The organism is Dehalococcoidia bacterium, from assembly GCA_028711995.1.
GTDB lineage: Bacteria > Chloroflexota > Dehalococcoidia > SZUA-161 > SpSt-899 > JAQTRE01.
In genome coordinates, this window is the sequence record JAQTRE010000040.1 from 1 (window position 1) to 22,538 (window position 22,538).

The following is a 22,538-nucleotide window of genomic DNA, read 5'->3' on the forward strand; positions in this document are numbered from 1 at the left end:
CCCTGTATTCATTTTGGAAAACTTCAGTTATTTTTTAGGCTGGTATACCCTGACCCAGTCAATTTCCATAGATGTCATTCCGTTTATTGGCTTAAGGCCTGATCATTGACGTAGAAAACCCGACCTTCACTGTCTATCCACCAGCAACCGATCGAAGCCCGATCGATGGCAAACTGGGTGAGCTTTAGCTTCTGTTCTGTTCGCTTGCGCTCGGTGATATCGCGGATGATCGCCGTGGCGAAGTAAGAATGGTCCGTTGTGCCGGAGGTCACAGAGAGTTCAACAGGGATCAGGCTGCCATCTTTGTGCTGACCTTCGATTTCCGTTACCCGACCGATGACCGGGCCAACGCCGGTGCGCATGAACTGACTTATTCCGCTCATCTTGGCCTGTTGATACCGCTGAGGGACGATCTGGAGCAGCGATTGCCCGAGTATTTCCTCCCGGGTGTAACCAAATATCCTTGTGGCGCTCTGGTTCCAGACCAATATTTTCATCTGATCATCGATGCATATCACTGCGTCGATGGAGGAATCGATCAGTTCTCGATATCTTTCTTCGCTTCGTTGAAGCTCCTGCTGAGCCCTCTTTCGTTCAGTGATGTCCCTGATGATACCGATCCGTCCGACCGGATTACCCGAGACATCCCTGAGCACTGCCATGCTTACTTCTGCGGGGAAAGAGGTGCCGTCTGCCTTGAGGATGGTGAATTCCGAATTTCCGAGCGTTTCTGTGGTATCGAGTTCTGCTATCATCCGCTCCAATGCTTCGGGCCCTGGTGATACGATGAACTGACGTGCGTTTCTGCCCAGTATTCTATCCCTGGAACTTACGCCATGCATCTCAAGCCACTGGTCGTTGACGTCCAGAATTGTGCTGTCCATGCCCGAGACCATTATTCCATCGGTCATAGAGTCGAATATCCGCCGCAGCTTTTCCTCGCTTTCCCGCAGCTTTTCCTCCGCCTTTTTGCGCTCGGTTATATCGCGGGTTACGCCGATGACTCCCACGGGATGCCCTTCAGGCCCGCGCAGGAATGTGGTATGGGATTGTGTCCAGATGGTGGAACCGTCTTTGCAATACTGTTCCAGTTCAAAGACTCGCCCACGAGGTTCTGGCTCCTGGCTCGATAGTTCGAGCTGCAACTCCTCTTGATAGATTTCCATGAGCATTTGGAGGGATTGGGGCGTAACTGCTTCTTCCAACGATTGCGCCATTGCCTCTTCAACCGTATATCCCCTGCTCTTGGTCACGGAAGGACTGATATGGGTCCATCGCAGGTTCATGTCCAGCGTCCAGATCATGTCGGTGGCGTTGTCAGCCAGACGGCGGTAGCGCTTTTCGCTCTCCTGAAGGGCTTCCTCCATCCGTTTGCTCTCGGTGACGTCGATGAAGGTGTTGTAAGCGTAAATTTGATCGTCAATCGTAACATAGGTGCTGCTGAGGCGCAATATCCTGATCTCTCCATCTTTGCGGATGGCGGATATCTCGAATTCCGTAGGCACAGCCTCTCCTGCTGCCTTCTTCTGTCTGCGTTGGAGGTAGTACTCCCTGGATTCAGGCGTCAGATGGACCGACAGTGGTTTTGAGGCAAACTCCTCGAAGTCGGCATAACCATATATCTTCAAAAGCGCCTGGTTGGCATAAACGATCTTGTTTTCATTGTTTATGCCGATCCCGATCAGCGAGTTTTCGACGATGGCGCGATATTTGGTTTCGCTCTCCCGCAGTTTCTCCTCGATCTGCTTGCGCTCCTCTATTTCCGTGAGCAAATCATTGTTGGCCTCCAGCAGTTCCCAGGTGCGTTCTTCCACGCGGTCCTCCAGTTTATCGCTGGCCTGCTGCAATTGAGTGTTGGCTGTGGAAAGCTCCTGGGTTCTCTGCTCGACTTTGCTCTCCAGGCTGGCGGTGTAGTCTTGAAGTTCTTCCTGTGTTTTCTGTAAAGTCGATGCCATGTTGCCGAATGCTTTGGATAGATCTCCGACTTCATCTCTGGAGGTGGTGATGCTGTAATTCCAGTTTCCCTGCATGATCTGTTCGGCACTGTGCCGCAGTTTGATGATCGGCCCGGAAAGCATTCTGGAGAAAAACAGGGCCGCAAAGGCTCCAAGGGCCAGAGATCCAAGCAGCACCCAGAACATGTTTCGAGTCAAATCCGATACCGGATCAAACGCTTCTCCATATCCCTTCTCCACAACTACTGTCCATCCGGTATCCGGTAATTGCTGGTAGGTGCTGATGACTTTGGCCCCCATGTAGTTCTTCGTGACGACGGGTTCCGGTGTCAGAGCGGGATTGCCAGTTACAACATGGCCGTTTTCATCCCGAATCTGAGGCGGGTTGACTTGTTGCGTCAGCACTGCGCCGCCGATAAATCGCGAGGGGGTCAGCATGAAACCGTCCTGGTTCAAAATGTACACTTCACCCGTGTCTCCCAGGCCTTCTCTATCGGCGGCTATTTCCGATAGCAAATCCTCTCCTCCCAGAAAGGCCATGACCCCTGCAAGTTGCCCAGACACAAAGAATGGTTGTGCCACCGCGAGAACAAAAGAGGGGCTGTCATCCTGGAGCTTGATATCGCCGATGAATATCCCCTCTTTGCCGTTCAGATAGATCGGGCTCTGGCTGAAATCCGTTTGTGACTGATCGCGCATTCTCGGGTCTTGCGTCGGGGCTTTACGGGGATCGAGCAGGCTCAGGTCCAAACCGCTGTCAATGGCTTTTGACAGGTCGATTTGGCTGAAGTCCATCTCGCTCAAGTCGATCTTGCTCCAATCGACCACACTGAAATTGATATTGCCGAAGTCGATTTTACTCAAATCCAGACCGCGGAAACTGTCTTGAAGTCCGGTATATGAGGTTGTTACCACCCTCCCACTGGAATCCAGATAGATGGCCTCTCGGATTTGTTGGCTGGACATGGCGAAATTGGACATCAGCGATCCGATGATGGTGGTGTAGTCGGGCATCCCTGTCTTCTGGGTGAAACCGCCGGCCTGGCTCAGGGCAACGTCAGCGACAGCCTGAATATCGAGCAGGCGAAGTATTTCCTTCTGTCTGTCCAGCATATTCTGGATGTTGTGGGATTTGGCCTGCGCTGTGGCTACCAGTTGCGCATTGATCTGGTTTTTGAGGGAATCTCTGGCCATGGTTCTGCCGATCAGGGTTCCGACACATCCGGTCAAAAACACGACGATAAGGATCAGCAAAAGGATTTTGGTTCTAATGCTCATTGGGCTCCTCGGTTTCTTTTCAAAAATATCCGTAGCCTGGAGTTCTGCCCATCACAGCAGGTGTGCGAACACGCAGGCATGTGGTAGACAATGCCTATTTGAGTTTAGTTGACTTCCGGTTTGGCTGAATAGCGGAACCGCACGCATTTTCTCATGGGAGAAACCTGCATTTTTTGCATCAATCATCAGTTGTCAGTGGGGGTGCTTTTCTGGACTTCGATCTTTGCATACCATTATAATTCCTATGTGGTGCGAAGAAATGCCTGAACTGCCTGAAGTGGAGACCATCCGCAGAGAACTCGTTCCCAAACTAGTGGGGCATCAGTTTATGTCGGCGGAGCTCCTGTGGCCGAAAGTGGTGCGGGAACCTGCCCCCGAAGAATTCTGCCGGAGGGTCGCCGGTCAGAGAATCGAAGATATCCGGCGGCGGGGAAAATACTTTATTTTCCATCTCTCAGATCGGGATCGGTTGGTTGTCCATTTAAAAATGACGGGCGCGTTGCTGATCCTGACTGAATCCCAGCAGTGCCGAAATCACACTACGGCTATATTCACGTTTGATGGTGGAATTCGTTTGCACTTCATCGATCAGCGCAAGTTCGGAGCGATCTGGCTGGTTGAGGATGAAAACAGGGTGGTTGGGGAACTTGGGCCGGAACCACTTGAGCCGTCGTTCACTCCGATGCTTCTGCACCGGATTGCGGAGAGGCATCGCGTGCCGATCAAAGCACTGCTTTGTGATCAGCATTCTATAGCGGGCATAGGCAATATGTATGCCGATGAAGCGCTGTTCGTTGCCGGAATTCACCCGCTGAGAGCGGCCAATTCCCTCTCCGATAGTGAATTGAGCCATTTACACGGCGCAGTCATCGAGGTGCTGCAGAAGGGAATAGAGAAGAAAGGGGCAAGCATGGAGAACTATCTTCGCCCCGATGGTGGCAAAGGGGAGGCTCAGTCTGAGTTCAGGGTTGCCCACCGGCGCGGTGAAGCGTGCCTGGTTTGCGGCTCTCCTATCACCAGGATCAGTATTCGAGGTCGGGGCACTTATTTTTGCCCTTGCTGTCAGGGGTCGATAGGATGAAAGAGGATACAGGCAGCCTGCTAAACGAAGTCGAAAAACTGTTCGAGCAGGAAGGGAATTTGGTTCGGTTGGAATCTGGCAGAGTGGTATTCGTTGGGGATACGCATGGAGACCTGGAGGCCACACAGAGGGTTCTGGATAAGTATCTGGGCGCGAACTGCAAGATCGTTTTCCTCGGCGATTATGTGGATCGCGGACCGGAGTCGGTGGAAAACCTGAATGTCCTGCTGAGAACCAAAATCGAGGTTCCCGAAAATATTTTTCTGCTGATGGGAAACCACGAGGGGTACAAAACCGTTCCGTTTTCCCCCGCCGATTTCTGGGAGGGGTTGGATCGGGAATGGCGCCAGCGATATGCCGCCGTCCTCTCCATGCTCCCGCTGGCGGTATCGACCTCCAATGGGATTGTTGCCCTGCATGGTGCGTTGCCTTACGTACAAGCGCTGGAAGATATTAGCAGTATCCAGTTTGGCAGCCGCGAGTGGCAGCAGGTGACGTGGGGAGACTGGCGGGAGAATGAAGCCAGTGATCTCGATGATCACACGGTCACGGGAAGGCCCCAGTTCGGGCAGAAGTGGTTCGAGGAAATCATGCGCAGATTGGGCAAGAATGTTCTGATCCGGTCTCACCAACCGGATATCGCCCCGGTGATCTATGATCGGAGGTGCTTGACGATTTTCACCTCCTCCGTCTACCGCGCGCTGGTGCCAAAGAGAACCGTAGCTATTGCCGATTTGGAAAAAGAGATCAGAACGGTGGATGATCTGGAGATCGAGACGATTTAAGGAGGAGAAGGTGGCGTCATTGCCATTCTATACCCGGAATGCCCTGATGTTTTTTGGCCTATCCAGGGAGGAGGAAAGTGAATAAATCTAAATTGCTGCGTTTTATGATGGTGCTGGTCCCGTATTTTATCCTGCTTGGCGTTACGATATACTCCTATGCAGATGTTAAGGGCTCCGATCTTGACAGCGGTGCGCCCAAGATACTGCTCTTGATTCCGGCGGTGATTTCGCTGATGCTTCCTACAACCTATGGCGCATTGATATTCGGCATCAAAGACAATCCCAGGCCAACGGCCACGTTGCTGGTGGGCATCTTCATGGGTGTCACCTTGCTTATTTTGGCTGGCGTCGTTTACCTGATTGCTTCTTGAAAAGGGGCTGCTGAGGATTTATTTGTATCTCACCCCAGCTCCGCAAGCTGCTTTTGCAGTCGCTCCAGTCTATCTTTGCCCTCGGCGATGTTCTGGCGCTCTCTTTCCACCACCTGTGCCGGGGCTTTGGAGATGAACTGCTCATTGGCCAGTCGCGCCTCGGTGCGGGAGATCTGGGCATGGACCGATTCGATCTCCTTTTGCAGTCGATTGCGCTCCGCATCGAAATCGATCATTCCTCTGAGCGGCAGGATCACCTCCACGTCCCGTAGCACTAGCACCTTGGCAGCGTCTTTTTTCGATTCCTTGGCCGATCGATCGATGATCGTCAGCGGACGCACCCGGGCCAGTGCTGAGATGATCGGGGTGTACTTTTCAGCCGGAAACCCGAAATCCTGTACCGCAATCAGCCCTTCGATGTATTTAGCGGGCTCGACTTTGGCTTCGGCGCGGGCATTGCGGATGGAGCGGACGATCTCGATCACCGATTCCATTTGGCGCTCGGCAGGAGGGTCTATATCCAAAAGATCGGCCAGAGGGTAGGCCGCGATCATAATCGATTCCGGAGCGTCATGATCCGGCTGATACTCCCTTATCCGCTGCCAGATTTCCTCGGTGATGAAGGGCATAAAGGGATGGAGCAGCCGCAATGTCTTTTCCAGGGTATCAACCAGCACGGGCATGGGGGACATGTCTTTCTGCTGGAGGCGTATCTTGGCCATCTCGATATACCAGTCGCAGAACTCGCCCCAGACGAACTCGTGAATCCGGCTCAGCGCTTCGCCGAGCATGAAGCCTTCCATCAGTTGGTGGACTTCAACGATCAGCCGATTCAGGCGGCTCCTGATCCAGCGATCTTCAATGGGCATCTGCGCAGCCTGGCCGGAGCCTGATCGGTCAGCTTGGCTGACGTTTGATCGGGTAGCTTGGCTGACGTCAGCCAAGCTACCCTCAATATTCCCCAGGATAAACCGGCTGGTGTTCCAGAGCTTGTTGGCGAAGTTGCGGCTGCCCTCCAGCTTTTGCGGGCTGATTCGCATATCGTTCCCCGGCGTGTTGCCCACGATCAGGGCCAGGCGCAGGGCATCGGTGCCGTATTGCTCCAGCGTCTTGAGCGGGTCGATCACATTGCCCCGGGTCTTGCTCATCTTCTCGCCCTTCTCATCCCGGATCAGCCCGTGGAGATAGACCTTATCGAAAGGAACCTTGCCGGTGTTTTCCAGGCCCATCATGATCATCCGAGCCACCCAGAAGAAAAGGATATCGTAGCCGGTCTCCATCACCGACGTGGGATAGAAATAATTAAAGTCCTCGGTGTCATCCGGCCAGCCGAGGGTGGAGTGCGTCCACAGTCCTGAGCTGAACCAGGTATCCAGCACATCAGGGTCCTGTTCGATGCGCTGGGATCTGCAATGCGAGCACGAACTGGGATCATCCACCGCGATGGTTATCTGGCCGCAATCCTGGCAATACCAGACAGGAATGCGATGCCCCCACCAGAGCTGGCGGCTGATGCACCAATCGCGGATATTGTTCATCCAGTTCAGATAGGTTTTGGTGAAATGCGCCGGGATGATCTGGATTCGGCCATCCATCACGGCATCGATGGCGGGTTTGGCCAGCGAATCGATTTTGACAAACCACTGCTTGGTGATCAGGGGCTCCACCATTGTCCGGCAGCGATAGCAATGCCCTACGGCATGAGTGTGAGGCTCGGTCTTGACCATCAATCCATCGCGTTCGAGGTCAGCCAGCAATTTCTTGCGGGCCACAAATCGATCCAGCCCTTTGTAGGGGCCGGCATTCTCGTTCAGGGTGGCGTCCAGGTTCATCACGTTCACATGCGGCAGGTGGTGGCGGTCAGCGATCTCGAAGTCCACCGGATCGTGAGCGGGCGTCACCTTCAAAGCGCCGGTTCCGAATGCGGAATCGACGGCGTCATCGCCGATGATGGGAATCTCGCGCCCGATGGCTGGCAGAACGACGCTTTTGCCGATCAGGTGTTTGTATCGAACGTCCTTGGGATTGACCGCCACGGCTGTATCTCCCAAAAGTGTCTCCGGACGGGTGGTGGCCACTACCACGAACTCGTTTTTCTTATCGGCCAGCCTGTATCTGATATGGTAGAAATTGCCCTGGATTTCCTTGTGGTCCACTTCCAGGTCGGAAAGGACGGTGGCACAGGCGGGGCACCAGTTGGTCAGGCGCTCTCCTCGATAGATGAGGCCCTTGTTATAGAGATTCATGAACGTGGTGCGGACCGCCTTGGCCGGGCCCGGGTCCATGGTGAAGACTTCCCGGCTCCAGTCGCAGGAGACGCCCAGCCGCTTGTGCTGTTCGGTGATGAGCCCCCGGCAACGGGCCACCCACTGCCAGACGCGCTCCAGAAACTTCTCTCTCCCCAGCGTTTGACGATCCAAGCCTTCCTTGGCCAGCAGTTGCTGAACGACGTACTGTGTGGCGATGCTGGCGTGATCGACTCCGGGCAGCCACAGCGTAGGATCGCCTTTCATGCGGTGCCATCGCGTCAAAACATCCTCCAGAGTGGCCGTCAGGGCATGCCCCAGATGCAGCTCCCCGGTCACGTTCGGCGGCGGCATGATGATGACAAATGGCTTTTTCTTGGGATCGATCTTGGGGGAGAAATAGCCTTTCTCCATCCAGAACGGATACCATTTGCTTTCGATCTGTTTCGGATCATAGGCTTTGGGGATTTCATTCAGCTGTTGTGCCATCAGGTATAAGTTTCCCTTCAAAAATAAAGGCGATTTGGGAATCGCCCTTGCCGATATATTCTACACTTGGTGAGCGAATGGCGTCAAATTGTCCCTATAGTTCCATGCCCTCATAGGCCAGCCGGATATCGATGCCCAGTTTTTGTGCCATTTGGCCGACTTCTCTTCTGATCTCATCTTCAAACTCCGGATTCAGATGAGTGAGCACTACTCTGGGGAAATAGCCCTTGGTTTGTTGAAAATTAATCAATTCTGTTCCCAGCATCAGCGGGCAGAGATGCATGGCTTGCAAAGCGATATCAGCCAGCTTGTTTGGGAAGGTTGTCTCGATGATCAAGATGCTCGGTGATATATATTCCCAGCAGGAAGATAACCCTGGGCCGGTGTCTCCGCTGAAGAATACCTTCTGTCCCCGCTTGCCAGTGATCTCAAATCCTACGGCTGGGATGGCATGGCTTACCGGAATAGGGAGAACCCCGTAGCCAGCGATATTTTCTGCATGATAGGGTTCGAGCCGATGTAACCTCAGAGCGGGGTTTTCAGGCGAAGGCCACTGAGTGAATTTGGGATAGACCGTGCCGTCGATCAAGTGAGTTTCCAGGATATCCAGTGTGTCCTGTGTGGCGTAGATATCGATGGTTCGATAGGAATTCCTCAGGGCAAGAAGGGGGATGTCCCGGATATGGTCATAGTGGCCGTGGGTCAACAAAACGGAGCTGATGTTGCCCTGTTGGGCAAAGGAGAGGCCGGAGGTCAGGCTTCCCGCATCGATAGCCATGACGCCGTCGATGAGGATCGAAGGAAGCCGGGTATCGGTTGATTCGAAATTGTGGGCGCCGAGAAACTTCATCTTCATTCGAGGTGTCCTTCAATGCAGGTGGTGTTGAATCCTCCCCGTATATTGTAGATGGTCGTCACTCGAAGCCGATTGGTTTCCAGGACATTTTTGAGATCCTGGAAGATCCGCTTGGTGATGGCTTCCTGATAGATACCGACGTTGCGGAAGCTGATGAAATAGTATTTCAGGCTCTTGAGCTCGACGCACTTTCCGCCGGTGGGATAGTATTCGATTCTGACTTTGGCCAGGTCCGGCAGGCCGCTGAACGGACACACGGCGCTGAATTCTTCCGTCTCGATCAGAATGGATTGTTCGGGGCTATCGAATGGGAAAGTTTCCAGCCAATCCGGGCGGATGTGGCTTTCGTCCTGGAATTCAAAAGATTTACCTTCAGCTATCGGCATTTTTCACCTGTTAGGGGATATTCAAAAACCTGTGGATTTGAAGGCTTAACCGCCATTGCGGATGCTCCAGGCAATATTGTACCGCCTGAAGGGTGTTCTTGGCCACCTCCGGGCCATATAATGGTTGCAGCAGGAAATGATCGAATCTATGTCGCAGGAAGTCCTGGGGGTCCATGTTTGCCTGCGGGAAGACGAGCTTTAACTCATTGCCTTCTTTTAAAACCAGTTCCGCGCCAGACTTCGGGCTGACGCAAATCCAATCGATTCTCTCCGGCGGTTCGAGCGTTCCATTGGTTTCGACAGCTACTTCAAATCCAGCTGTGTGGAAGGCATCTACCAGCGTCTGATCGAGTTGCAGCAGCGGCTCTCCGCCGGTGCATACAACGAAGGGATGGGAATTGGGATCATCCGGCCACAGGGCTCTTGCCCTACGGGCAAGAGCTTCGGCGCTGGCAAATGTTGCCCCTCCGGGGCCATCGGTTCCCACAAAGTCCGTATCGCAGAAGCGGCAAATCGCCATGGCTCGGTCTTCCTCGCGCCCTGACCAGAGATTGCATCCTGAAAACCGCACAAAGACGGCAGGTCTTCCTGTGTGGACTCCTTCTCCCTGGAGGGTGTAATAGATTTCCTTGATGGAATAGCTCATCGGATATCATCCGGGTATATCAGCGGATCGGTCAAACCGGCATCCTTGAACCCTTTCAGCCGAAGCCGGCAGGCATCGCAATGGCCGCAGGGGCCGCCATCTTTCAGCGGATCGTAGCAGGAATGGGTGAGGGAGTAGTCCATACCCAGAGCCATTCCCTTCTGGATAATCTGGGCTTTGGAAAGGTTTATCAGAGGGGTATGGATGGTTATGGATTGCTTCCCTTCCACTCCCATTCGGGTTGCCAGGTTGGCCATGTTCCGGAATGCCGCAATATATTCCGGTCGGCAGTCAGGATAGCCGCTGTAATCCACGGCATTAACCCCGATGAAAATGTCATTCACGTTCACTACTTCTGCCCAGGCCAGAGCAAAGGATAGGAAAATGGTGTTTCGCGCCGGGACGTAAGTGGCGGGAATGCCTGCCGCCTGATTATCCATTGGCCGATCCTTGGGAATTTCACCCTCGCCTGTGAGGGCAGAACCCCCGAAGGCACGGAGGTTGATATCGATGACAATGTGGTTCTGCACGTCGTATTTCCGGGCTACTCGGCGAGCCGCCTCGATCTCAAACTCGTGGCGCAGGCCATAACGGAAAGTCAGGGCGTAAGGCAAGAATCCCTGATCTCTGGCGATGGCCAGGGTAGTGGTGGAATCAAGTCCGCCGCTCAAGAGGACAATCGTTTTTCTGTTCAATGCGTGCCTGCCCTAAATCCACCGTTTTGATCGAAAGAAGGCCAGCATACCCAGGACGATGGCGATCATGAAAGTCAGTATGATGGGGAAAACGGCGACATCATTTTGAAAGGGGAGATCAATGTTCATGCCATATACACTGGCGATCAATGTCAAAGGCAGAAGGATAACAGATATGACGGTGAGCAACCTCATCACCTGATTGATGCGAAAAGACGTCAAGGTATTGTTGGTATCATTGAGGCCCTCTATGACCTCTTTGTATTCGTCCAGGTAATCCATTATCTTGCGGTTGTGGTCAGCCAGATCGCCGAAGTAAATTTCGGGGTCTTCCCGAATCAGCGGAAGCTCGCTTTTCTCCAGCCACTCAAATACCTCGATCTGGGGTTTTGTGATTCGCCTGATTGATAGAACATCCCGCCGGAGTATCGATATCTCGCGCACGGCTTCTCGGGTATCATCGCTGAATATCTGCTCCTCCACGGCATCGATATTATTCTTGATCCGGTTGAGGATGGGGAAGCAGTAGTTGACCAGACGATCAAGGAGAAGGTATAGCAGATAACCGGAGCCATGGCTCATGCTCGCGTCCCGAGTCTCCGTGTTGTTGAGGCAATCCCGGAAGAATCGGTTGAGAGGCTTCAGATTGCCTTCGTGCAGCATAATCAGATAGTTTTCGCCCAGGAATATCGAGACCTGGCTGACGTTGGTGAAGCCTATCTTTTTGTTGAATACCGGGAAATGAAACACGATGAACAAGTAGTCCGGATAGGCATCAACTTTGGGGCGCTGAATCCGGCTCAGGCAATCATCCAGGTCCAAAGGGTGAAAGAGGTAGTGTTCAGCCAGATACGAGGTCTCTGTTGCGGTCGGTCTCTCAATATCGATCCACTCCAGCTTGCCCAGTGAGATGGAATTGATTCTGGGTTCGGGTTTGACCACATTTGTAGAATCCATTATATGATTCGCTTGTCAGCGCTGAGTTAAGTATCTTTCCGCGGAAAGAGCGGCAATGGCGCCATCGCCCGTTGCTGCAACGACCTGACGGATAGATCCCTCCCGGATATCACCGGCAGCGAAAACCCCCGGTATCTCAGTTTCCATTTGGCTGTTGACGGGGATGAGTCCTCCTGGTCCCAGTTGCAGAAACTTGGAGAGATACTCGGTGTTCGGCTTGCTTCCCACCGCCATGAAAACGCCGCTCACCTGGAGAGTCGATTTCTCCCCGGTGTGGACGTGCCGCAGTTGGAGGTTGCTCACACTGTTTTCGCCACTGATAGCCTCAACCACGGTATTCCAGATGAACTCGATCTTGGGATCGGCAAAAGCCCTGTCTCGCAGGACCTTGGAGGCGCGGAGCTGATCTCTTCGGTGAATGACGAACACCCTGGGGCAACGCCGAGCGAGGAACAGCGCATCCGATATGGCTACATTTCCTCCTCCCACCACTGCCACCGCGAGGTCTCTGAAGAAAGGGCCATCACAGGTGGCGCAGTAGGATAATCCTCTGCCGACAAACTCTTCCTCTCCGGGTATCCCCAGCTTGGCATACTCTGAGCCGCCAGCGATGATCAGCGCTTCTGCAAAATAGTCGCCGTGGCTTGTCTTGACGATCTTTTCTTCCCCGGCAAGTTCGATATCGGTTACCTGAGTCATCTCTATCGTGACCCCGTTCTTGGCCGCCTGCTGCTCCATGAGCTGTCCCAGATCGAACCCTGAAATCCCCTGCGGGAAGCCGGGATAGTTCTCCACCAGTTCGGAATTGATGATCTTGCCGCCCGAGGCCATCATCTCCAGAAGCAGCGTTTTGAGCCCTGCCCTCGCGGTATAGATACCGGCAGTGAGCCCTGCAGGACCTCCCCCGATAATGATGATCTGATATCGCCTGTCGTCGTTCATCGCTAAGTTAGAAAACCATCCAGTTTCTTTTTGAACTCCGCTTTGGGTCTGAGTCCGACGATCTGGGTCATCGGCTTCCCGTCTTTGAAAATGATCACGGTGGGGATACTTGCAATGTTGTATGCGGCTGCTGTTTTGGGATTCTCATCTACGTTGACCTTGGCGAAAGTTGCCTTGCCTTCGTACTCGGAGGACAACTCTTCGATAATCGGGGCCACGGCCTTGCAAGGTCCGCACCAAGGGGCCCAGAAATCAACCAGGACCGGATTTTTGGCTTTGATCACAGTTTGCTCGAAATCAGCATCGGTTACTGCCAGTGGTTTAGCCATGCTTCCCTCCTTTGCTCGCGAGAAATCTAAGTTCCGATAGTTTCCAGGATTCGCTGCCTTACCATTCGCTCTGCCACGCGAATTGCTTGCTTCAGCATGATGGAATCGCTCCGCCCGTGAGTTTTGATCACATTGCCATTGACCCCCAGTAACAGAGCTCCCGGGGCATAATTCAGGATGGGCCCTTTTGTTTGCGCGGGAATAGATTCGTTATCAGAGGATTGCTTTGCAGATTTGGAGAGTAATTCTCCCAATCCCTCAAATAATTTTATCACTACATTGCCGGTGAAGCCATCGGTTACCACTACATCAGCGTTGCCTTGGATAAGGCCGCGCCCCTCCACGTTACCGATGAAGTTCAGTTGCCCTTTTGCCAGAGTGGCGTGGGTGGAGCGAGCCACCTTATTGCCTTTGGTTGCCTCCTCTCCGGTGGATAGGAGACCAATGCGAGGTGTGGGGACGTTGAATATTTTTTGCATGAAAATATTCCCCATCTGGGCAAAATGCACCAGATGTTGAGGTTTACAGTCGGCATTGGCTCCCACGTCCAGAAACAGGACCGGTCCGGCAGGGGATTCAAAGACAATCGCTAAGGCCGGGCGCTTTATATTCTTTTTCATGCCCAATATCAACAATCCGGCTGCGGTGATTGCACCGGTACTGCCGCCGGAGAGAAATGCATCGGCCTGACCGTTTTTGATCAGATTCATGCCGGCCACAATGGAGGAGTTTGGCTTCCGGCGGATCGCTCGAACGGGATCTTCGTCCATGCCGATCACGTCTTCGGCCGGATGAATGCTTATTCTGGCTCCTTCCAGATCATAGTGAGACAGCTCATTTTGTATGGCCTCCTGTTGGCCTACCAGGACAAGTTCGGCATTGAGTTCGCGTGCTGCTTCCACTGCCCCTTTTACGATCTCTCGGGGGGCATAGTCGCCACCCATGGCATCAACCACAATCCTGGGAGCTGTGGCGATTTGTTGGACCTTATCTTTGCTCTTCTTCTCTTTCTTCTCTTTCTTGGCTTTGTCTTTCTTTTCCTTTTCCTTGGGCGACTCTTTCTCCAGGTCTTTTTCTGGGTCTTTTTCCTTACTCTTTTTTCCCATTTATCGTGAATCCCTCTCCACGAAGTAATTTTGCGGTGTAGCCATATTGTTAATGAATCATATCAGATTGAGCGCACGTGCTGCAATGCGCATCGGGGGAGCGCTTCAAACGCCGGGTTTTGCCCGATTCGATTTGGCTTCGAGTCGGCGTCGTTAACAGGTTTTCTCCGCTATCTCAGCGATTCCGGGAAGACCAATCGTGCACGAAGGGATTGTGGGATCGTTCTGCGCCGATAGTCGTCTGAGGCCCGTGCCCGGAATAGACGATGGTTTCATCCGGCAGGACCATGAGCTTGCTGAAAATGCCGGTCATCAGTTGAGAGTAGCTGCCGCCGGGCAAATCTGTTCGGCCGATGCTGAATTGAAAGAGAGTGTCTCCGCTGAAAACCACACCCTTGCCTGCCAGGGCAATCCCTCCAGACGAATGTCCCGGAATGTGGAGCACTGTGAATTTCAAATCACCGATCTCTACTACATCGCCATCACGGAGGAGTTTGTCCGGAAGGGGCGCTTTGTTAAAGGAAACCCCCATCATTCCTCCGAATATTCGGGCCATGTCTTCCATTGATTTGCTCGGCTCGCTCTCCGCTTCATGCATGGCAAAAGGCGCGCCGGTCTTCTCCTTTATCTGTTTTACCGCGCCGATATGGTCCAGATGGCTGTGGGTGGCGACAATCAGTTTTACCTCAAGGCCCAGCTTTTTGGCGGCATTCAGGATGGTATCTGCATCAGCCCCCGGATCGATGATCATCCCTTCCTTGGTTTTTTCCGATCCCACGATGTAGCAGTTTGACATAAAAGGACCTACCATAAGCATCTTCAGAATCAAGTTATCCTCCACCAGTTTATATCAGCCCTTTCTTTTTGAAGTATCCCCGGTACCCGGAAACTGTTATGGCAAGGTTAATGTCTTTGCGATCATAATTCAACCGGGTTGAGATACTGTCCCTGATATGGGCTTCGAGACGCCGAATGATTTGCTCCTCATCCTCGTTTGCTTGCAGGGCTTCCAGAATGATATCCCTGTAACACCTCAACTCTTCTTCCTGGAGCTGCAGCAGCCTGTTCACCTCTCTCCCGACGCCGTAGTGAGGATAGAATAAGAGTTGAGGATCAAATCCCCTGATTTTTGAAACGCTTTGGAGCGCCGGCTCCAGATCGAAACCATCCGGGGCGATGGGTATCACCGTCTCCACTCCGGGAAGGTACATTCCGAGCGCATCCCCGCAGAAAATACCCTTACTCAGGCTTTCGTAGAAGCAGAGATGATGAGAAGCATGTCCCGGAGAGTAGATCACCTCTAGGTCCCGGTTCCCCAAGTTCAGTTTCTCACCGTCCTGAACCGTGATCAGCCGATCTTCTGGAATCGGTGAAATTGGCCCTAGCTCATTCTGAAAGTTCGGGCCAAAGGCCTTTTTGCTCGCTTCGATGAGCCTTGAAGGATCGGCCAGATGCCGCTTACCGCGTTCATGGGCAACCACTTTGGTTTTCGGTAATTTCCCCGCCAGATAACCAGCGCCCCCGGAGTGATCTACATGGACATGTGTTGGAATGATATACGAAAGCGATTCCGGACGGAATTTCAAATCCCTTTCCATGGCCTCAAGGATGATCTCTACCTGAGCTGTGGGTCCCGGATCGACGAGAGCCGGTTTTTTTCCTGATATGAGATACGAGAAGCAGAAATCCCCTTTTTTCTCCGGGTCGATCAGGTAAATCCCCTCAGCTACTTCTGCAATCTTGCTCACGGTTAGCCATACTCCCTCAGCAGCAACGCTTGGCCTATTTTATCACAGGGGATACACTTGCAGTAAGATAGGCATAGATACAGGTAGAAAACAACAAACATAGGGTATGATGTGGAGTAGTGGCCTCTCGATCTCAGCCTACCTCAAACGAACGTAGGGCGGGCAAACTGAAATCGAGTGTTGACTTCATAAGTCTCTTACCCTATCTCTCTTGTCCACAGAGAAGCCATGGCCGGACCGCCACCGACACACAGGGACGCCCCACCGGTGGTCAAGCCCAACCGTTCCATTTCATAATATAGCGTGACCATCAGCCGAAGTCCGGTGCATCCCACGGGATGGCCCAGTGATATGCCTGACCCGTTATGGTTGTGCTTTTCGATAGCTAGTGTGATATTGTGATCTTCCTTGAGCATTCGTTTTACAGCTAATATCTGAACCGCAAAGGCTTCATTGATTTCCCAGTAGTCAATATCTTCGAATTTTATACCGGCCTGAGCGAGGCATTTGGGGATTGCCACTGCAGGTCCAAGCCCCATTATTTCGGGGGCAACACCTTCCGTGCATATATTGATCAGTTTCATCAGAGGCCTGATCCCCAGCTCGGTTGCCTTTTCCCGGGACATGATCACGGCAGCCGTTGCCCCGTCGCAAATCCCTGAAGCGTTAGACATGGTCACCACGCCGTTTTCTTTGAAGGGGGTACGCAATTCGGATAAGCTCTGCAGGGTGACGCTTCTATCAACATGCTCGTCCGTGTCAAAAAGGGTGGATCCTCTCTTGGCTTTTATTTTTACGGGAACGATCTCCCTTTTGAACCGACCTTCATCGATGGCCGTCGTGGCCCGCGTGTGACTCAATAGAGCCAGTTCATCACATTCCTGACGCGAGATATTGTATCGCGCGCCGATATTTTCAGCGGTTATTCCCACATGTCCCGGAACCAGTTCATCGATCAAGGCGTCATGATACATGTGATCTTCAACCGTTCCCGGGCCTAGCTTATAGCCTTGTCTTGCTTTAGACATGATGTAAGGCGCAGTTGACATACTTTCTACCCCAACAATCAGGGCGATTTCTGTCTTCCCCAGCATAATATTGTGCGCTGCAATCTCCAGGGCACGCATTCCCGAAGCGCAATTCTGATTCACCGACACAGCGCCGCTTCTGCTGGGAAGCCCCAATCTCATGGCAACTTGACGCGCCGGCAAAGAGCCTTGAAGGGCTGTAAGTATCTGTCCCATGCATATCTCATCAATCAGACCCGCAGGAACACCAGATCGTTTTATGGCTTCTCCCCCGGCAGTAATTGCCAGATCTCTTGCAGGAACGCTCTTGAGGCTTCCCAAAAATTCTCCGATCGCCGTTCTGCAGGCGCTTACCATCACAACCTCTTGAAGCTTCATGGTCTTGGTTTCCTCCTGTCTGTTTGCCGGTGCTTGGCCCCGTGTCGCTTCCGCCTTTCAAGTGGCTGACGATGCTTGAGCCATACCCGTGCTTGTCTTCAGGCTTTCTGGGGTGAAAAACATAAATGATGAAATCCCCCCGGTAAAGCCTCTTTGATTTTATATGAACATCGAAGTAAAGGAAAGATAACTTGAAAATCGCCGCAATCAGCGATTCATCACCGTGCCTCGCACAAACTCCTCTCCATGGGGGCGGGCCAGCCAAAACTTCTCCACACCCAAAAATAGAAACTCTCTTTAAGGTCGTTGTGGCTCATGGTGGAGGCTCTTTTATAGCATCTGAGCCTTCCTTGGCGGTGGCTGCCTCAAAGATAGGGCGGAATGCCGGTCCCGCCGTCTATCCGGTCCAGCTCCATACCTTTAACCTTACCCTTGGTACTACAAAGGGCAGCGCGTCATTCATGATCACCCGTTCCACCCCCACAAACTTCACGGGCTAGCTCCCATGATATACGTTCGACTTGTCTGGATAATAACATCCGGCAGTCCCCGGCAAAATAAACGCGGCTAAATAGGTGAACCGTTTTCGATGGCGGCTCAGCCAATCGCTGTGATATTCTTGTGACTTGTTTGTTAAGTGCTCTGACTATACTCATTAATTGCCAAGGCATCTTATGCGGGATGGATATGCCTGTTGAAATCGCTGCAAAGATATGATTCGGAATACAGCATCCCGGCAAATTGGTGTCGGTCGAGCTACGCTCTTTCGCTGGTTGAAGGCAGGTGTTTTGAAAAAGCAAGCCAGGGACGTTCGGGAATGGAGATAGTTCACTCAGGAAAATACATTGCGATCTCGGGGCAGAGATCACACGGCGAAGAGCGTCAACAAAGATAAGCTTAATAACGTGTCGAACGAATGAACTGATAAAGACGTAGATACCCACGGGCTCTGCCCGTGGGTATCTACGTGGCTTACACCATTAATGTGGAAAAGAGTAACATTGAGAACGGCATCGATATCCAAAGTGCCACCATCAAGATGGTGGTCGGGCCGGAATGGGTTGCCTCTCATGGCGGTGCCGACGCCATTCGGATTCTGCGATACGATCCTGACACCGGCCAAAAACAGGTTCTCCAGACTCGGCTTGTGGGTTATGATGACACCGGAAGGGCTGTTTTCGAAGGGTTTTCCCCTGATGGACTCTCCGTGTTTGGGCTGGCAGGGTTAAGGGCAGAAAGTTCTACGCAGGAGTCCCTTGTGCTGTTGGGTGAGCCAGGGATAACGGATATACCTTCCGATGTAACACCGGAAACGGTGGATCAGGGCGTTCCTTTGAAAGATTCCGCCGAAACTGCAGGGCGCGGTTACACCGGGTGGTGGATTATTGGTTTGATAGCAGGGATACTGCTTGTTCTGGTTACAGGCTGGCGCCTGAATATCTGGAGCAAAAACAGAACTTAAAGTAGAAGTGGTCTCAGGAGGGCCTACTATTTTCCCCGGCGATTGACCTCTATCATGAGGTCCGAACTGCATTGCCCGCGGGATGTAACGGGGAGTCACCAACTGTAGCACCGGACAGATTGCCGACATTGCCGGATTGAGGCGCATACGTTCTCCCGCGCAGAAATAAACCCGGGAAGGAATGTGTCTAAATCGTGAAAGAAACGCCTCCGGTAGTGAAGCCATGGGTTCTCCTGGCCATGGAACTGGCGGCAGCGGTTTTCGTTCTGATGGTGTTGGCATCAGTTCTCAACATCGCCGACAGGATAAAGGATACGGAAAGGCAGGCGTTGAATACGCCGTAGTGGCGCTTCGGTCGGAAGCCGGGGGAGGACCGATCTGTTTGAGTTCATGAGCAGACACGAATTCCCGCATAAACAAAGTTATGATATCTCCAGGGAAGGTATGGTGAGCGTGACCGCTGAAGAGTAAGGTACAGGTACTATAAAACCGAAGAAACGAGCATAATGAAATCGGGCGTCAAGACTCTCTGGGTTGCCGACCTTGGCTTCCTTGAATATCCAGGTAGTCCAGCTTTAACTGAACCTCGGTACGATAACCGGGGGAACGTCAATCATGTTGCCCTGTTCTTTCTTGAGGAATAACACGCAGATGGATCGAGGGTTGGCCCTGTTGGATAATCTTATTCAGGAGACTATGTTAGAGCCACAAGACATCATAAGCTGAAAGTACTATAAGCAATCAGGCCTCTGTCAGCATCGAAGAGGGAAAAAGATGAACCTGATAACCAGACTGAAGCAGTCCTTTACCCGCGCCGATGCATCTTCGGAACAACACCTCCCCGCGGGCACAGGACACAAGCAAGCAGACGTGGAGATGCCCCGGGAGAACGAAGACATCTACCGTCATCTGGTGGAACAGGCTGATGACGGCATCGCCATCATTCAGGATGAGATCATCCGATATGCCAATCCCGCCTCGTTGAAGATACTCGGATACACTCCCCGGGAAACCATCGGCACCCCAATCGCCCGGTATATCCATCCGGACGCTCTCGACGAGGTAATAGACCGCTATCAAAAAAGGATGTCCGGCAAGGACGTCCCCTCCCGGTATGAGAGCGCTTTTCTGCACAAAGACGGACGAAAGGTTCCCGTGGAGATCAACGCCTCAGCCACCTTCTTTAACAACAAGCCCGCCGATCTGGTGATTGTGCGAGATATCACCGAGCGCATGCTGATAGAACAGGTGCTGAGGGAAAGTGAACAGAAATATCGAACGCTCATTGAAAACTCCAGCATTAACCTTTTCATTCTGGATCGGGACGGCATTTTTCAGACTATGAATGCCAGTGGGGCTGCCTTGTTTGGCGGTAAACCGGCGGATTTCATCGGGAAATCCCTATTTGATCTGAATCCCAGAGATATTGCCGAAGAATATTATGAATCGAATCGCAGAACCATCGAAACCGGGATTGGGCACATTTATGAGAGAGACTGGGATTTCCCAACCGGGCGAAAAACCATGCTTGTTACTGAACAGGTCCTGAAAGACACCAATGGAAACAATATTGCACTCCAAAGCAGCAGTATTGATATCACCGAACGCAAGCAGGCGGAAGAGGCTATCAGAGAGAATGAGCATTTCATTACTGCCACACTCGATGATCTGGTCACCTTCGCCTCCGTATTGAAACCGGATGGCGAGATCATCTATTCCAACAATACCGGCCTCAAACTCATCGGGAAATCGATTGAACAGGTCCGGGGAGTGAAGTTCTGCGATATGGACTGGTGGACATATTCCCCGGAAACGCAAAGACTGATCAGGGAAGACCTGGAACGCTGTGCAGCGGGAGAGAGGATACTCCGCGAAGTTGAGGTCTATACTCAGGATGGGTATATCTGGATCGAGTTCAGCATCCATCCCGTTTTTGATGAAAACGGGGCCGTAAAATACCTCATACCTGAGGGACGGGATGTCACCACGAGCAAGCGGAGCAGAGACGCGCTACGAGAGAGTGAGGAGCGGTTCTCCAAGGCATTCCGATCCAGCCCTAATCTGATGGCCATCAGCACTCTAACGGATGGCCGACTGATCGATGTCAACAACGCCTTTTGTGCTGCCACTGGCCACAGTCGTGAAGATGTCATTAACCGCACAGTATCCGATATTGATCTATGGGCAGACCCCGGGCAACGCCTAGTGATGGTAGAAAAGATTCAGTTGAACGGCCGCATACATAACATGGAAGTGGACTTGCAGACCAAATCGGGCGAGATACGCCATATCCTTTTCGCAGGGGAAACCGCCACGCTGGACGGCGAGCCGCGTCTCATCTCCGTCGTAACGGATGTCACCGAGCGCAAGCTGCTGGAGCAGGCCCTTCAGGAAAGCAACCGGCAATTAAACACCCAGAACGAAGAGCTGCGCGCTTCAGAAGAGGCGCTTAAATCGGAGATCATGGCGACAAATAAGGCCCGGGCCTACAGCGAAGGATTGATCAACAGCATGTCCGATGGCCTTATTGTGCTGGATATGCAAGGGACCGTCATCGATATCAATGACGGCTATGCCAAAATGATCGGCTTCAAAAAAGGCGAGATCGTGGGCATGCCGCTCAGGAAGTTGGCCGGTGCGATAGGGCAGCTCTCATCCGGAGAGTTTGAGACAGGGTTTTCCAGGATTGATCAGTTCCTGTCCGGCGGTGAGATCGAAGACACAGAAATCGCCTTTCTCACCATAAGCGGGGAGCCTCGCAACGCATCCGTTTCTTATCGCATAGTGAGGACTCCCGAAGGCCAGCCATTGATGGTTCTGCTGGCGCTGAGAGATATCACCGAGCACAAGCAGATGGAAGAGAAGCTGCGGCACAGCGAGGAACATTTTCGGGCAATATTTGAGCAATCCACTTCAGGCAAATGCCTGGTTACTCCCGATGGCAAGTTCCTCATGGTGAACGATTCTTTTGCCGCGATGCTGGGATACAACAAACAGGAGTTGTCCGGGTTGAATTTTGCCGATATCACCCATCCCGATGACCTGGATGAAACCAAGAAATGCGTCCGTTGCCTCCTGGCGGGCGAACGGGAAACTTACCGCGCGGAGATACGCTATATTCACCATCAGGGACATACCGTCTGGACTATCGCGGGCACAACCCTCCTGCGGGATTCAAAAGGAGCCCCGCAGTGCTTCATGGTCAGTGTTCAAGATATCACCGAGCGCCAACGGGCTGAGCAGGCCCTCCACGCCTCGGAAGCAAACTTCCGCAACTCTCTGGAAAGTTCGCCTTTGGGAGTACGCATCGTCTCCACAAACGGAGATTTTCTTTATATCAACCGGACACTGCTTAACATCTATGGTTACGACAGCGTTGAGGAATTCAAAAACATCCCACTCGAGAAGCGCTACACGCCTGAAAGCTATGCCGCCGTCGAGGAAAGAAAAAGGAAAAGGAGACGAGGGGAGTTCATCCCGTTAGATTATGAAGTGGACATTGTGCGCAAGAATGGTGAAATTCGCCATCTGTTGACTCACACCAGCGAAGTGCTCTGGAATGGTGAAAAACAATTCCAGACGGTGTATGAGGACATCACGGAACGCAAGCAAGCGGAAGAAAATATCCGCCATACAAACATCGAGCTTGAAAAGGCATTTGAACAACTGAACGCCAGCCAGGAGCAGCTGCTGCAATCCGCCAAACTGGCCGCGGTGGGAGAATTGGTGGCCGGAGTAGCCCATGAGATTAACAATCCCCTGATGGCCATTTCCGGCTATGCCCAATTGCTGCTCGACGA

At 52.6% G+C, this 22,538-nt stretch carries 19 protein-coding genes; 6 read left to right on the forward strand and 13 right to left on the reverse strand.

The window, feature by feature from the left end:
• Positions 1 to 83: 83 nt before the first annotated feature.
• On the reverse strand, positions 84 to 3,233 hold the full coding sequence (locus PHV74_07465; protein MDD5094200.1) for a PAS domain S-box protein: 3,150 nt from the start codon (positions 3,231 to 3,233) through the stop codon (positions 84 to 86).
• A gap of 259 nt (positions 3,234 to 3,492) precedes the next feature.
• Between PHV74_07465 and mutM the strand changes: the two genes are divergently transcribed.
• The 3 genes from mutM to PHV74_07480 all read left to right on the forward strand — a co-directional run bounded on the left by mutM (position 3,493) and on the right by PHV74_07480 (position 5,470).
• Complete coding sequence (gene mutM, locus PHV74_07470) at positions 3,493 to 4,314, forward strand: bifunctional DNA-formamidopyrimidine glycosylase/DNA-(apurinic or apyrimidinic site) lyase (GenBank protein MDD5094201.1); 822 nt, start codon at positions 3,493 to 3,495, stop codon at positions 4,312 to 4,314.
• Entirely contained in the window at positions 4,311 to 5,099 is a 789-nt protein-coding gene (locus tag PHV74_07475; protein MDD5094202.1) for a metallophosphoesterase family protein, read from the forward strand. The genes mutM and PHV74_07475 overlap by 4 nt, the downstream gene beginning before the upstream one ends.
• A 77-nt stretch (positions 5,100 to 5,176) precedes the next feature.
• Positions 5,177 to 5,470 (forward strand): hypothetical protein, encoded by a 294-nt coding sequence (locus PHV74_07480; GenBank protein MDD5094203.1) that lies wholly within the window; start codon positions 5,177 to 5,179, stop codon positions 5,468 to 5,470.
• Between the two features lie 29 nt (positions 5,471 to 5,499).
• On the opposite strand, the gene PHV74_07485 is transcribed toward PHV74_07480, so the two are convergent.
• From PHV74_07485 to PHV74_07540, 12 genes are all read right to left on the reverse strand, one after another.
• Positions 5,500 to 8,205: a valine--tRNA ligase gene (locus PHV74_07485; GenBank protein MDD5094204.1), complete on the reverse strand. Its 2,706-nt coding sequence runs from the start codon at positions 8,203 to 8,205 to the stop codon at positions 5,500 to 5,502.
• A gap of 94 nt (positions 8,206 to 8,299) precedes the next feature.
• On the reverse strand, positions 8,300 to 9,061 hold the full coding sequence (locus tag PHV74_07490; GenBank protein ID MDD5094205.1) for an MBL fold metallo-hydrolase: 762 nt from the start codon (positions 9,059 to 9,061) through the stop codon (positions 8,300 to 8,302).
• Entirely contained in the window at positions 9,058 to 9,447 is a 390-nt protein-coding gene (queF, locus tag PHV74_07495) for a preQ(1) synthase (protein ID MDD5094206.1), read from the reverse strand. Before queF ends, PHV74_07490 begins: the two co-directional genes overlap by 4 nt.
• Positions 9,448 to 9,457: 10 nt before the next feature.
• Positions 9,458 to 10,093: a 7-carboxy-7-deazaguanine synthase gene (gene queE, locus PHV74_07500; protein MDD5094207.1), complete on the reverse strand. Its 636-nt coding sequence runs from the start codon at positions 10,091 to 10,093 to the stop codon at positions 9,458 to 9,460.
• On the reverse strand, positions 10,090 to 10,788 hold the full coding sequence (queC, locus tag PHV74_07505; protein ID MDD5094208.1) for a 7-cyano-7-deazaguanine synthase QueC: 699 nt from the start codon (positions 10,786 to 10,788) through the stop codon (positions 10,090 to 10,092). Before queC ends, queE begins: the two co-directional genes overlap by 4 nt.
• A 12-nt stretch (positions 10,789 to 10,800) precedes the next feature.
• Complete coding sequence (gene corA, locus PHV74_07510; protein MDD5094209.1) at positions 10,801 to 11,745, reverse strand: magnesium/cobalt transporter CorA; 945 nt, start codon at positions 11,743 to 11,745, stop codon at positions 10,801 to 10,803.
• 15 nt (positions 11,746 to 11,760) lie between these two features.
• On the reverse strand, positions 11,761 to 12,687 hold the full coding sequence (gene trxB, locus PHV74_07515; GenBank protein ID MDD5094210.1) for a thioredoxin-disulfide reductase: 927 nt from the start codon (positions 12,685 to 12,687) through the stop codon (positions 11,761 to 11,763).
• 2 nt (positions 12,688 to 12,689) lie between these two features.
• A complete protein-coding gene (trxA, locus tag PHV74_07520; GenBank protein MDD5094211.1) occupies positions 12,690 to 13,016 on the reverse strand; it encodes a thioredoxin in 327 nt (108 codons plus the stop codon).
• A 26-nt stretch (positions 13,017 to 13,042) separates the two neighbouring features.
• On the reverse strand, positions 13,043 to 14,122 hold the full coding sequence (plsX, locus tag PHV74_07525) for a phosphate acyltransferase PlsX (protein ID MDD5094212.1): 1,080 nt from the start codon (positions 14,120 to 14,122) through the stop codon (positions 13,043 to 13,045).
• A gap of 175 nt (positions 14,123 to 14,297) precedes the next feature.
• Positions 14,298 to 14,951, reverse strand: coding sequence for an MBL fold metallo-hydrolase (locus PHV74_07530; protein MDD5094213.1), 654 nt, complete (start codon positions 14,949 to 14,951; stop codon positions 14,298 to 14,300).
• 16 nt (positions 14,952 to 14,967) lie between these two features.
• On the reverse strand, positions 14,968 to 15,870 hold the full coding sequence (locus tag PHV74_07535; GenBank protein MDD5094214.1) for an MBL fold metallo-hydrolase: 903 nt from the start codon (positions 15,868 to 15,870) through the stop codon (positions 14,968 to 14,970).
• Positions 15,871 to 16,067: 197 nt separating this feature from the next.
• Entirely contained in the window at positions 16,068 to 17,276 is a 1,209-nt protein-coding gene (locus PHV74_07540; protein MDD5094215.1) for a thiolase family protein, read from the reverse strand.
• A 985-nt stretch (positions 17,277 to 18,261) separates the two neighbouring features.
• On the opposite strand from PHV74_07540, the gene PHV74_07545 reads away from it, so the two are divergent.
• From PHV74_07545 to PHV74_07555, 3 genes are all read left to right on the forward strand, one after another.
• On the forward strand, positions 18,262 to 18,738 hold the full coding sequence (locus PHV74_07545; GenBank protein ID MDD5094216.1) for a hypothetical protein: 477 nt from the start codon (positions 18,262 to 18,264) through the stop codon (positions 18,736 to 18,738).
• Between the two features lie 194 nt (positions 18,739 to 18,932).
• Positions 18,933 to 19,082, forward strand: coding sequence for a hypothetical protein (locus PHV74_07550; protein MDD5094217.1), 150 nt, complete (start codon positions 18,933 to 18,935; stop codon positions 19,080 to 19,082).
• Between the two features lie 430 nt (positions 19,083 to 19,512).
• Positions 19,513 to 22,538, forward strand: a 3,026-nt coding sequence (locus tag PHV74_07555) for a PAS domain S-box protein (GenBank protein ID MDD5094218.1), incomplete at its 3' end; no start/stop codon positions are given.